This is a genomic window from Paraburkholderia gardini (assembly GCF_907164545.1).
In the GTDB taxonomy this organism is placed as follows: Bacteria; Pseudomonadota; Gammaproteobacteria; order Burkholderiales; family Burkholderiaceae; genus Paraburkholderia; species Paraburkholderia gardini.
Genome location: NZ_CAJQZB010000009.1, coordinates 85862 through 98842 on the forward strand (window position 1 = coordinate 85862; position 12981 = coordinate 98842).

Here is a 12981-nt window from a genome sequence, read left to right on the forward strand (position 1 = left end):
CTTAGTGAGCGTCGGGAGGCGGCGCGGTGTTGCCGAACGGGCGCGAGAACACCACGCTCGCGAGTCCCACCACGAAACACAGCGCCACCGCGAGGAACGTGTCGGAGAAAGTGAGCACGAGCGCCTCGCGCATCAGCAACCCATGCAGAACGTCGAGACCGGCTGTCGCCGCGTTGAGCGCGTCGCCGCCCACCGCGGACAGATGCGCCGCCTGCTGCTGGATCACGGCTTCGATCACTGGACGACCCGCCGTCACGTGTTCGTCGAGACGCTCGTAATGCAGGTTCAGACGGTCGTTGAGCATCGTGCTGGCGACGGCAATGCCAATCGCGCCGCCGAGGTTACGCATCAGATTGAAGAGGCCGCTGGCGGATTTGAGCCGCGATGGGGGCAGTGAACCGAGCGCCATCGTGACGATCGGCGGAATACAGAACTGCTGACCGATGCCGCGCAGCGCCTGCGGAACCAGCAGTTCCTGCCAGCCCCACTGGTTCGTGAGCGGCACGTAGAGATAGAGGCCGACGCCGAAGCATACGAGCCCGAACACCATCAGCCAGCGCATGTCGACCACGCGTGCAAGCAGTGAATACACCACCAGCGCCACCAGCTGGAAACAGCCGACGGAAAGCAGCGCAAGGCCGATCTGCAGCGAATCGAAGCCACGCACGCGGGCGAGGAACACCGGCGTCAGATACACCGCGCAGAAGATGCCGATACCGGTAATGAACGACAGCAGACTGCCAATACCGAAGTTGCGGATCGCGAGCGCGCGCAGATCGACGATCGGTTCCTTCGCCGTGAACGCATGGACAAGAAACAGGAACCCGCAGATACCGCAGATCCATGCGCACGTCAGGATCACCTGATCGCCGAACCAGTTCTTGCGCGGCCCTTCTTCGAGCACGTATTCGAGGCAGCCCAGAAAACCCGACATCAGCGCGATGCCGGGGTAGTCGCCCTTTTTCAGCAGGGAGAGGTCGACATCGTCGATGTGCACGAACTTCGGCACCAGCACGGTCACCAGAATACCCGGCACGAGGTTCAGGTAGAACAGCCAGTGCCACGACCATTGCGACGTGATCCAGCCGCCGATCACGGGGCCGATCGTCGGCGCCAGCGAGGCGAGCGCGCCGATTGTCGTGGCCGCGATCAGCCGCTGTCTGCCGGGAAACAGCACGAATGCCGTAGTGAAGACCGTCGGGATCATCGCGGCGCCGAGCGCGCCCTGCAGTCCGCGGAACAGGATCATCGAGTTGATGTCCCATGCCATGCCGCACAACATGCTCGTGATCGTGAAGCCAAGCGCCGATGCCGCGAACAGCCAGCGCGTGGAGAACACGCGCGTAAGCCAGCCTGACATCGGAATCACCAGGATTTCCGCGATCAGATACGACGTTTGCACCCAGGAGAGTTCGTCCTGGCTGGCGGACAGACCGCCGCCAATGTCCCTGAGCGAGGAAGCGACGATCTGGATGTCGAGCGTCGCCATGAAGAACCCGAGGCACATCAGCGCGAACGCGAAGACTTTCGCGCGCATGGGCTGATCGGCGGGGTTCGCGGGGCGCGCTGCGTGCGCGTGGTCAGGGTGCATGATCGGCTCGCCTCAGGATTTACGCGTGCGCTGAGAGATGAACCTTCACCGTCGCCGAGAGCCCCGGGCGCAGCACGCCCTGCATCTCCTTCGGCACGTCGAGGCGGATGCGCACCGGCACGCGCTGCACGATCTTCGTGAAGTTGCCGGTCGCGTTTTCCGCGGGCAGCACGCTGAACGTAGCCCCGGTTGCCGGCGCAAGGCTGTCGACGACGCCATGGATCTCGCCGTTCGATGCGTCCAGTTCGACGTCGACGCTGTCGCCGACGCGCATCTTCTTCAACTGGTCTTCCTTGAAGTTGGCGTCGATCCACAGGCCGCTCGAAGGCACGACCGTCAGCAGCGAAACACCGGTATTGGCAAGCAGGCCGACGCGCGCGGTGCGATTGCCGACGTAGCCGTCGATCGGCGAGCGGATCGTCGTGTATTCGACGTTGAGCGCCGCGACGCGCTGCGCGGCCTGCGCCGTCGCGATGCGCGCTTTTGCATCGCCGATCTGCGCGTCCAGCACAACCAGTTGACGCTGCGCGGCGATAAACGCGGCATTGCTGCGATCAACGGCGGCGTGCGCCTTGAGCAGATCCGCTTCGGCGCGCTCGACGACCTGGCTCGACACGGCGTCATCTTTCACGAGCTCCCGGTAACGCGTCTGGTCGGCTGCGCTGCGCGTCAGTTCGGCGCTGGACGCACGCACTTCGGCGCCCTGTTCGTTGATCGTCGCGAGCTGGAGCGATTTCTTCGCCTGCAACTCGGTGACGGCGGCTTTCGCGCTGTCCACTTCAGCGTTTGCCTGCGCGAGACGCGCGTCGTAATCACGTGCGTCCAGACGGATCAGCACCTGGTTTTCGTGAACGTGTTCGTTGTCTTTCACCAGCACGTCGGTCACGAAACCGTTCACCTTCGGCGCCATGACGGTGACGTCGCCGCCGATATACGCGTCATCGGTACTTTCGACAAAGCGCCCGACGAAAAACCAGTACGACCCGGCTGCAACCAGCACGACGAGAACCGCGGTGACCGCAAGCAGCATCCACGGGATGCGTCGGGCAGAATTGGCACGATCCGCCGCGCTGGCGGGTGCGATAGTCGAAGGAGTAGTGGACATGTTGATATGTGCGTATGCACTTCGTTACCTGAAAAAATCGGCGCGGAAAACGCGCCGGCCGATGCTGCTGCCCGCGTCACGCGGGCTTCGAATCTAGTCCCGGGTCATCGCAAACAGTTCGCGTCGCAGCGCTTCCGCACGCTTCGGGCCGAACCGCTTTTCGAACTCTTCCTGTGCCGCGTACCAGTGCTCACGTGCGGCGGCGAGACGCGCCTCGCCCGCTTCGGTCAAACCGATCGACAGCTCGCGCCGGTCCGGTTCGAGTGTCTCGCTGAATACGAGTCCGTCGCGCCGCAGCGGCTGGATGGCGCGCACGAGCGTCGTGCGCTGCATCACCATCTGGTCGGCGAGCCCCTTCATCGTCGCGCGGCGGGCGCGCCGGATCCGGCCCATGATCGAGAACTGCGTCGTCGTCAGGCCGACCTGGGCGAGATGCCGGTCGTAGAGCTGCGAGACATAGCGCGCCGCCTGGCGAATCGCGAAACAGTCGTCTTCTGCCGGAAATAACGTGGATTTCATTTATAAGTGCGTATGCACACATTAAGACGCAATAATGGCAGGCGCAATACATCGCACACGTCGTTATTCCGTGATGTCGAACAGTTCCGAGCGCAGCGCCTGCGCGCGCGCCCGGCCAAAGCGGTTTTCGAATTCGTCCTGCGCGGCGCGCCATGCGATAGCGGCCTCGTCGAAGGTTTTCTCGCCCTTGCCGGTCAGGCTGAACAGAAACGTGCGACCGTCATGCGCGGCCGGTTCGATGGACACGAGACCGTCGCGCTGCAAGGGCTTCATTGCGCGAACCAGCGTGGTGCGGTCCATGACCATCGCGTCCGCCAGATCCATCATGGTCAGGTTCGGTGTGCGCGCGAGCTTGGCAAGAATCGTGAAATGCGCCGCCGACAAACCCACTGCCGACAGATGCCGCTCGTAAATCTGCGTGACATGCCGCGCCGCCTGCCGCAGCGCAAAGCAGTTGCATTCGTCGTAGGAGAGAGGCCGGTTCATGCAGATCATCATATATGTGCATACGCACACTGTCAAATTTTTTTGCTGGATGACGGATGACCGCGCGCAGTCGGCATCGGCGGATTCGCGAGACTGAATGGCTTGCCGGGGCGCGCGCAGGTGCGTTCGCGCGCGCTCAAAGCGCGAGTACGCTCACGCCCACCTCGACGCGGTGCGCGCCGCCGCCAAGAATCATGCCGCGCAGCAGCGATACGTCGCTGTAATCGCGGCCCGTTGCGAGCGTCACGTGATCGGTGTCGGCGAGCACGTCGTTAGTCGGGTCGAGATCGATCCAGCCGCTACCCGGGCAATAGACCGACACCCATGCGTGCGACGCGTCCGCGCCGATCAGCCGCGCCTGCCCGGGAGGCGGATCGTTGCGCAGATAACCGCTGACGTAACGCGCGGGCAACCCCAGTGAGCGCAGACAACCGATCATCACCTGCGCGAAGTCCTGGCACACGCCGCGCTTCAATTCGAACGCGCGTTCGGCGGGCGTATCGAACATCGTCGCCGACGGCTTGTACTCGAAATCCGCGTGAATGCGATGCATCAGATCGACCGCGCCCGCCGCGACCGGCCTGCCCGGCGGAAAACTCCACAGTGCGTATTCGCGCAACGCGGGGCGCAGCACGATATTCGGCGAAGCGAAGCAGAACTCCGTCTCCGGCCTGAACGTCCCGCCGATGCTATAGCGCAGCGCGTCGGCCACCGCGTCCCACGCAGGCGTCGATTGCGGATCGAGCGACGTCCAGCGCGGTGTCAGCTGCACCGTCGTTTCGCTCACGAGTTGCAGGCGTTCGTGCGGAGTATCGAGTGCGAAATAGAGTACGTCGTTACCGAACGCATCGATGCGGCTATGCGCATACGAAGGCGTCGGCTCGATGCGTTCGGTGTGGTTCACCACGCGCTGCCATGCGCACGCGAGCGGCCGGATGGTCGCCAGATGCTGCGCCGTTTCGACGAACGTCGAATAGCGATACGTTGTGCGGTGCGACACCGACAGCACGGTATGCGCGGCCGTCATGACGACACCCGCAATGCGAGCGTATTCGCGTGGCTGAAATAACGCGCGCTGATTTCATTGGCCGCGAGCGCGACCAGCGCGTTCAGTTCGTTGCACACTTCGATGAGTTCGGTATAGCCGCCGTCCGCATCGGTTGCGCACAGGCGTTCGAGAGACGGCAAGGATTCGACGGGACGCATCAGGCCGGCAAACGTCGCGTGGCGCGAACTGCCGGCGGCGACGGTGATCTCGTCGAGCTTGCGGCACAGGCGTTCGTAGACGCCGTACAGCCCGCGCGGATTGGTTGGCTCGACCACCAGCAGATCGAGCAGCGCGGGCACTTCGAAGCGGCCCGGATAAAGCGAGCGATACGTCAGCGTGCTGTCGAAGAGCTGCAGCAGCAGATCGAAGCCGGCCGGCGTCGCAAGCTGGCGACCTTCGGCGACGACGCGCAGATATGCGGTCATCGCCGACACGCGCTCGATATGGCGCCCGACGAACAACAGGCGCCAAGCTTCGTCGCGCGTCATCCGGTCGCCCTGCGCGCCGCTGATCGCACAGAGTTGCGTCGACAGATGTTCCAGCGCGTTGATCAGCGTGACGCGGTCGTAACGATCGTGCCGCGCAGGCGCAGGTGCCGAAGGTGTCAGCATGATCAGCGCATCGCGGAAATCGTTGCGCGCCGCCACGATCGTGCGCCAGTGATCGCTCGAAAGACGGCCGCGAATCTCGCCGCTCGCGCGCGCCTGCGAGGCCAGGTTCTGGCCGATGCTGGCCGCCCCCGTGTGCTCGTTCAGGTTCGCGACCAGCGTGCGCTCGAACGTCTGTGGCGATTGCTGCCCGAGCATGTCGACCTGCGGCGCGAGGCCGTTCTGCAACGCCAGTTCGACGAGCGTCGAGAACATCGCGTCGCTGTCGCTGTTTTCCAGCGAGCCGAGAATCAGGCGCAGGAGGCGTACGTTGTTTTCGGCGCGCTCGCCGTAGCGGCCGGACCAGAACAGGTTCTCCGCCGCGCGGCTGGAAACGGTGCGATGCCTGCGCGCGAGGTCGCCGGGTTTGAGCGGCGAAGGCAGCAGCGAAAACGTCGAGAGCGGCTGGCTCGACAGCACCCAGGTATCGACGCTGCTGCCGCCGAACTGCATCGATACCGTGCTTTGCCGTTCAGCCGCGAGGCGCGTGAAGCCGCCTGGCATCACGTGCCAGCCGCCGTTGAAATCGGCGATCGCGAAGAGGCGCAGCACCGAGGGCCGGTTGCCGATCGTGCCGCCTTCATAACGCGGCGTGCAGGAATACGGCAACGGCTGCTGGACCGTGAACGCGTCCGGCATCGTTTCGATGCGCTCGCGCCAGGCGTCGAGGCACTGCGCGCCGGGCGCCATGCCGGGCGCGCCGTCGCGCTGCGATTCGGGCCACGTCGGTACGAGAAACGCCGAATCCTGCCGCGCGAATGCGTTCGCACGCGCGGCGTCTTCGCCACACCACCACGTCGGCACGTCGGGCAACACGAGTTCCTCGTCGAGCAGCGCGTGCGCGATGCCCGCCATGAAGCCGTGCAATGCAGGCGACTCCGCGACACCCGCGCCGGGCACGTTCGAGACCACCACGTTGCCCGCGCGCATCACCTGAAGCAGGCCGGGTACGCCGATTGTCGAATCGGCACGCAGCTCGACCGGGTCGCAGAACGCGTCGTCGAGGCGGCGCAGCACGACGTGCACGCGCTCCAGCCCCGCAAGCGTCTTCAGATACAGCATGTCGTCGCGCACCGTGAGGTCCTTGCCCTCGACCAGCGTCACGCCGAGATAGCGCGCGAGGAACGTGTGCTCGAAGTAGGTTTCGCTATACGGCCCGGGCGTGAGCAGCGCGATATGCGGCGCTTCGTCCCGCGCGCCGCTCATGGTCGCACGGGCCAGTTGCGCGAGCGTGCCGACGAGTTGCGAGAACGACGGCGCGAGACGGCTCACGCGCATTGCCCGAAACGGATCGGTGAAGAGACCCGACACGATCATCCGGTTTTCGAGCGCGTAGCCGAGGCCGGACGGCGCTTCGGTGCGATGTGCCATCACGGTCCAGCCGCCGTTGGGCGCGCGCGCGAGGTCGATCGCGACGAACTGCAGATACTGCCCGCCAGGCGGCACGTAATCCTTCACCGCCCGCAGATACCCCGGATGGCCGAACACCAGCGCGGGTGGCAGCAGGCCGCGCTGCAACAACGTCTGTTGACCATAGACGTCCGCCACGATCGCGTTCAGCAGATGCGCGCGCTGCATCACGCCGCGCTCGATTTCAGTCCATTCGTCTTCGGCGATCAGGAACGGCAGCAGGTCCAGCGACCACGGACGCGACTCGCCGTTGTCGGCATACACGTTGTAGCTGATGTCGTTGTCGCGGATCTGCTGGGCGACTGAAGCGGCATCCTGATCGAGATCCGCGACGCCATCTTCGCCAAGCAGCTCGAAAAACCGTCGCCACGGCTCGCGCAGCGCACCCGACGCGTCGTGCATCTCGTCCCAGTGTCCGTCGCGAACGGGCAGCGCGCGCAGGAGCGCGAGCGCGTCGGCGAGACCCGCGTTCGGCTCGAAGGGAAAAGTCGATTGAAAAGCCAAGATCGTGTCGCGTGTTGTTTTTCAGGTCACCAGTAGCGTAGATCCAGCGTGAAGGGAAATTCCAGGCTGCGCTGCGGCGCTTCGACCGAAAGCGGCCCAGGCGTGTGGCCGATCGTGAAGAAGCGCGCGCGCCGCCGGCTCTCGGCTTCGTACGCGTTCACCGGGAACGTCTGGTAATTGCGTCCACCCGGATGAGCGACATGATACTGGCAACCGCCGATCGAGCGCCCCGTCCACGTATCGACGATGTCGAATGTGAGCGGCGCATCGACGCCGATCGTCGGATGCAGCGCCGACGGCTGCGACCACGCGCGAAAGCGCACGCCGGCCACCTGCTCGCTGGCGCGGCCGGTCGGCTGCATCGGCAACGGCACGCCGTTCACCGTGATCACGTGACGGTTTTCGTTGAGTCCGAGCGCGCGCACCTCGATCCGCTCCACCGACGAATCGACGTAACGTACGGTGCCGCCGGGCGAGCCTTCTTCGCCCATCACGTGCCACGGCTCCAGCGCGCTGCGTATCGTCAGCGCAATGCCGTTTGTCGTGATTTCGCCCACCAGCGGGAAGCGGAACTCGAAATGCGGCGCGAACCACGTCGTATCGAACGCAAAGCCAGCCGCGTTGAGGTCCGCTATCACATCGTCGAAATCCATCTGCACGAACGTGCCGAGCAGATAGCGGTCGTGCAGTTCGGTGCCCCAGCGCGTGAGGCGCGTCGTGTACGGCTTGTCCCAGAAGCGCGCGACGAGCGCGCGCAGCAGCAACTGCTGCACGAGGCTCATGCGCGCGTGCGGCGGCATTTCGAAGCCGCGCAGTTCCAGCAGGCCGAGGCGCCCTGTCGGACCATCGGGCGAATACAGCTTGTCGATACAGAACTCGGAACGGTGCGTGTTGCCGGTCACGTCGATCAGGATATTGCGCAGCGCACGGTCGACAAGCCACGACGGCAATTGCCAGCCGTCGCGGCCACCAAGCCGGTCGATCTGGCGTTGCAGTTCGAGAAATGCCAGTTCGAGTTCATACACCTGGTCGTTGCGCGCTTCGTCGACGCGCGGCGCCTGGCTCGTCGGCCCGATAAAGAGGCCGGAAAACAGATACGACAGCGAAGGATGGTTGTGCCAGTACGCAATCAGGCTTGCCAGCAGATCGGGGCGCCGCAGGAACGGACTGTCGGCGGGCGTCGCGCCGCCCAGCACGAGATGATTGCCGCCGCCGGTGCCGGTATGGCGGCCGTCGAGCATGAATTTCTCGCTCGACAGCCAGGTTTCGTGCGCGGACTGATACAGGTATTCGGTGTGATCGACCAGTTGCTCCCAGTTCGACGCCGGATGGATGTTCACTTCGATCACGCCCGGATCGGGTGTCACCTGCAGCATCTTCAGACGCGCGTCACGCGGCGGCGGGTAGCCTTCGATGATCACCTTCATCTGTAATTCAGCCGCCGTGGCCTCGACTGCGGCGAGCAGGTCGAGATAGTCGTCGAGCGCGGTGAGCGGCGGCATGAAAACGTGCAGCAGCTTGCGGCCGCTGCCGAACTTTTCCGCCTCCACTTTCGGCCCGGCTGCGCGCGCCGGATCACGCGCCTCGACGCACAGCGCCGTGCGCGAAATCCAACTCGCGGATTCGCCACGCTCCGGCATGCGCGCCGCGTCGCGGGCCCAGCCGGCCGTGTCGCTGTCGCGCAGACCCGCGGGCCCGCTGGCGGCGCTGCCCGGCGAAGCGCCGTTGTCCGCGCCGAATGCGACGGCTGCGGCCGCCGTGGCGGACGTTGCAGGCCTGAACGTCGAGCCTGCCTCGTACTGCATCCGCAACTGCGCGGCCGGGCGCAGCGGCGCGGGCGGCGCAAACGGATCGTGCGTGTGCTGCCACGGGTAGTCGTTCGACGAAACCCACGGCAGCGATTCGAGCGGCAGCCGGTAGCCCATCGGCGAATCGCCGGGGATCAGATACATGCGCTCGTCGCGGAAGAACCACGGGCCGCTCACCCACTTCGGTCCGTTCAACGGCGTGTGGCTCGCGCGCGCGAGCGGCAGCACATAGCCTGTCACGCTCGACAGCCCGGCATCGAACACGCGACGCAGACGGACACGTTCAAGTTCGTCGTCGAGTTTCGATTCGAACGGATCGACGTTGACCGGCAGACGGCGCTCGCGCCACAGGTAGTACCAGGTGTCCTCAAAGCCCGGCTGGATTGTGTCCGTATCGAGCGAAAGCTTGCTGGCGAGATGATGGATGAAGCGCGCTGCGTCTTCCGCTGTGTAGCGGCCGGGGTCGCGCTCATCGGCGAAGCGCGACGGATCATGCCAGCACGCCTCGCCGTCCGCGCGCCAGTAGAGCGACATCGCCCAGCGCGGCAGCTGCTCGCCCGGATACCACTTGCCCTGCCCGATGTGCAGAAAGCCGTTCGCGCCGTAGCGCGTGCGCAGCCTGTCCATCAGCGCGACTGCATAACCGCGCTTGGTCGGGCCGAGTGCGTCGGTGTTCCATTCGGCGGCGTCGCGATCGCGTACGGCGACAAAGGTCGGCTCGCCGCCCATCGTCAGGCGCACGTCCATGTCGGCGAGCTGACGGTCGACCTGCGCGCCCATCTCCAGCACGTCGGACCACACTTCTTCCGTATAAGGCTTCGTCACGCGCGGCGTTTCCAGCACGCGCTGAATCGACATCGTGTGCTCGAACTCCACTTCGGATTTGTCGACCGCGCCCGAGATCGGCGCGGCACTTCCCGGCTCCGGCGTGCACGCCACCGGAATATGGCCTTCGCCCGCCAGCAGTCCGGAGGTCGGATCGAGCCCGATCCAGCCGGCGCCCGGCAGGAACACCTCGCACCAAGCGTGCAGGTCGGTGAAGTCGACTTCCGTGCCGCTCGGGCCTTCGAGCGCTTTCGTATCGGGTGCGAGCTGCAGCAGGTAGCCGGACACGAAGCGCGCGGCGAGACCCAGTTGACGCAGCGTTTCCACCAGCAGCCAGCCCGAATCGCGACACGAGCCCGACGCGTTGACGAGCGTTTCCTCGGGTGTCTGAACGCCCGGCTCCATCCGGATCAGATAGCGGATGTCGTGCTGAAGACGCTGGTTCAGTTCGACGAGGAAATCGGCGGTCGCACGCGGCGTGCGGTCGATGCTCGCGACGAATTCAGCGAAACGCGGCGTCGGCTCGCGCTTGACGCGATACGGCGCGAGTTCGAGCGCGAGGCCCGGATCGTATTCGAAGGGAAACTTCCCGGCGGCGGGTTCGAGGAAGAAATCGAACGGGTTATAGACGGCCATTTCCGCGACGAGATCGACCGTGACCTTGAACTCGCGCGTTTTCTCGGGGAAAACGAGCCGGGCCTGATAGTTGGCGAACGCGTCCTGCTGCCAGTTCGTGAAGTGCTCCTCTGGCTCGACGCGCATTGAATATGACAGGATGGGCGTCCGGCAGTGTGGCGCCGGACGCAGGCGCACGACCTGCGGCGAAAGCGCGACCGGACGGTCGTAACGGTAATGTGTGACATGGGTCAACGCGACACGTATGGACACACCGGACTCCTGCGCAAAGGATGGCAGCCGCAAAAAGCAAGCTTCATGCCGTTTGTTGTGAGACGTCCTCGGCACGCCGGTCGAGGCGAGACGGCTTGCCCGGACGAATCCGGACATTACGGCCGGCGCATTTGCACGTTACGCACCAAAGCAGCGCAGCGCTCATGCCCCATCATGCACATAATGCGTGAGAAAGAAATGTTCGGCGACACGTCGCGGCACGGAGATTGCGTCGAATGGCGCGTTCTGGTTTACCGCTCCGTCTTCCATTCCTCTGCCGTAAAAGCATATGAAAACCTTTCATTGCAACCGATGCTCGCAGTTCGTGTTCTTCGAGAACGTGCTGTGCGAGCGCTGCAACGCGTTGCTCGGTTACGTGCCCGAACTGACCGAAATCAGCGCCTTCGAGGATGCCGGCAACGGCCAGTGGCGCAGCCTGCATCCGCGCGCCGGGCGCACGTTATACCGCCAGTGCCACAACTTCGCGGTCGAGAAAGTCTGCAACTGGATGATCCCGGCCGGTTCCCCCGATACGCTGTGCGCCGCCTGCCAGCTGACCCATACCATTCCCGACCTGAGCGCGCCGGACAACCGGCTGTACTGGTTTCGCCTCGAAACCGCCAAGCGGCGGCTGCTGTACACGCTGGCGTCACTGGGGCTCACGGTCGAATCGCGGCAAAGCAACCCTGATCATGGCCTCGCGTTCGAATTTCTCGAAGATGGCGGCGACGGCAAGCGGGTCATGACGGGCCACGACAACGGCCTGATCACGCTGAATATCGCCGAAGCCGACGACGCCCATCGCGAGCGCGTGCGCAGTGCGATGGGCGAGCCGTATCGCACGCTGCTTGGGCATTTCCGGCATGAGAGCGGGCATTACTTCTTCGATCGCCTGATCGAAGGCACCCGATGGGTCGAACCATATCGCGGACTGTTCGGCGACGAGCGGGCCGACTACGGCGAAGCGCTCGGCGCCTACTATCGGAACGGGCCGCCCGCCGACTGGAGCAACGCGTATATCAGCGCGTACGCCACCATGCATCCATGGGAGGACTGGTCCGAGACGTGGGGGCACTATCTGCTGATCGTCGATGCGCTGGATACGGCCGCTTCGTACGGCCTTGCGCTGCTGCCCGACAGCCCCGACGAACCGACACTCAAGGACACCACGCCCGTCGAGGATGCAAGCTTCGATAACCTCGTGAAGCGCTGGTTTCCGCTGACGAACGTGCTGAACAGCCTGAACCGGAGTGTGGGCGTGGCGGACGGCTATCCGTTCGCGCTGGCGACGCCCGTCATCGACAAACTGCGCTTTGTGCATCGCGTGATTGCATCGCACGTGGCTAACCACGCGTCGTAAGCGGTACATGCAAGAAAGGCCGCGACAGTCAGACTGTCGCGGCCTTTCTCCGTGTGACCCGCGCGATGACGGATGCGCGCGATTACTTCTTCTGTTGCATCAACGTCCTGAGTTCCTCGACGTTTTCCTCGACACGCTTCTGGATTACCGCATACGACTCCGCCTGCGACTGATAGGCGGCCTGCGCAAGCTGCTGCATGTTCGCGAGCGCCTTATGCAGCGTCTGCTGCACAAGTTCGGCTGACTGCGGCGATGCGGCACCGCCCGCGGAAGCCAGCGCCTGCAATTCGCCCAGCGTCGTGCGCAGCATTTCGCCCTGCTTCTGCGCGAGCGACTGCATGCCCTGAAACGCTGTCTGGTTGGCTGCGACGAGCGCCTCGACGTCCTTGCGCCGCGCTTCCATGATGGCGGGCACATCGAAGCCGGGCAGCTTGAACTGCTCGAGCATTTTGGTGAATTCGCCAAACGGATTGGCGGCGTCGAATTTTTCCATGCTGGATCCCTCCCAGGACGTGTGAACATACAGCCGGTGCGCGGACATTGAACCGACCCGCCCGCGCATAACGGCCGACCTTTGACATGACATGGCGCGCCACTTCGATATCGCTGTACCTGCCGGGTAACGGCGATATGTCCGCGGCCACGTCCTGGGATCATGCGCTTTCTGCCTGCATTGCGCCAGCACACGTTCGCCGCGCGCCGGCACGCGGTGTTCCGAAGACCATCGGCAATCGTGGTTCAATGTTCTATTCTCTTTAACTGGAGCGATGCGCCCGATACGCAGGCGCCG

General features: G+C 64.5%; 9 protein-coding genes. 1 reads left to right on the forward strand and 8 read right to left on the reverse strand.

Annotated features, from left to right (window positions below):
• Nucleotide 1 precedes the first annotated feature (1 nt).
• From LPA37_RS09115 to LPA37_RS09145, 7 genes are all read right to left on the reverse strand, one after another.
• On the reverse strand, nucleotides 2–1591 hold the full coding sequence (locus tag LPA37_RS09115; protein ID WP_229012346.1) for a DHA2 family efflux MFS transporter permease subunit: 1590 nt from the start codon (nucleotides 1589–1591) through the stop codon (nucleotides 2–4).
• A gap of 19 nt (nucleotides 1592–1610) precedes the next feature.
• Nucleotides 1611–2696, reverse strand: a complete 1086-nt coding sequence (locus LPA37_RS09120) for an HlyD family secretion protein (RefSeq protein ID WP_229012347.1) — start codon at nucleotides 2694–2696, stop codon at nucleotides 1611–1613.
• A gap of 93 nt (nucleotides 2697–2789) precedes the next feature.
• Nucleotides 2790–3215 carry a MarR family winged helix-turn-helix transcriptional regulator gene (locus tag LPA37_RS09125; RefSeq protein ID WP_228983659.1) on the reverse strand — a complete coding sequence of 142 codons (426 nt, stop codon included), beginning with the start codon at nucleotides 3213–3215 and terminating at the stop codon, nucleotides 2790–2792.
• A 63-nt stretch (nucleotides 3216–3278) separates the two neighbouring features.
• Complete coding sequence (locus LPA37_RS09130) at nucleotides 3279–3701, reverse strand: MarR family winged helix-turn-helix transcriptional regulator (RefSeq protein WP_229012348.1); 423 nt, start codon at nucleotides 3699–3701, stop codon at nucleotides 3279–3281.
• Between the two features lie 136 nt (nucleotides 3702–3837).
• The gene (locus tag LPA37_RS09135; RefSeq protein ID WP_229012349.1) at nucleotides 3838–4728 is read right to left on the reverse strand and encodes a transglutaminase family protein; all 891 of its coding nucleotides are present in this window, start codon (nucleotides 4726–4728) and stop codon (nucleotides 3838–3840) included.
• Entirely contained in the window at nucleotides 4725–7310 is a 2586-nt protein-coding gene (locus LPA37_RS09140; RefSeq protein WP_229012350.1) for a circularly permuted type 2 ATP-grasp protein, read from the reverse strand. Before LPA37_RS09140 ends, LPA37_RS09135 begins: the two co-directional genes overlap by 4 nt.
• Before the next feature lie 26 nt (nucleotides 7311–7336).
• Nucleotides 7337–10831 carry a transglutaminase family protein gene (locus LPA37_RS09145; RefSeq protein WP_229012351.1) on the reverse strand — a complete coding sequence of 1165 codons (3495 nt, stop codon included), beginning with the start codon at nucleotides 10829–10831 and terminating at the stop codon, nucleotides 7337–7339.
• 289 nt (nucleotides 10832–11120) lie between these two features.
• Between LPA37_RS09145 and LPA37_RS09150 the strand changes: the two genes are divergently transcribed.
• Complete coding sequence (locus LPA37_RS09150) at nucleotides 11121–12191, forward strand: zinc-binding metallopeptidase family protein (RefSeq protein WP_229012352.1); 1071 nt, start codon at nucleotides 11121–11123, stop codon at nucleotides 12189–12191.
• A gap of 82 nt (nucleotides 12192–12273) precedes the next feature.
• Here the strand turns inward: LPA37_RS09150 and phaP are convergent, their stop codons facing one another.
• Nucleotides 12274–12684, reverse strand: a complete 411-nt coding sequence (gene phaP, locus LPA37_RS09155) for a phasin family protein (protein ID WP_229012353.1) — start codon at nucleotides 12682–12684, stop codon at nucleotides 12274–12276.
• Between the last annotated feature and the right edge of the window lie 297 nt (nucleotides 12685–12981).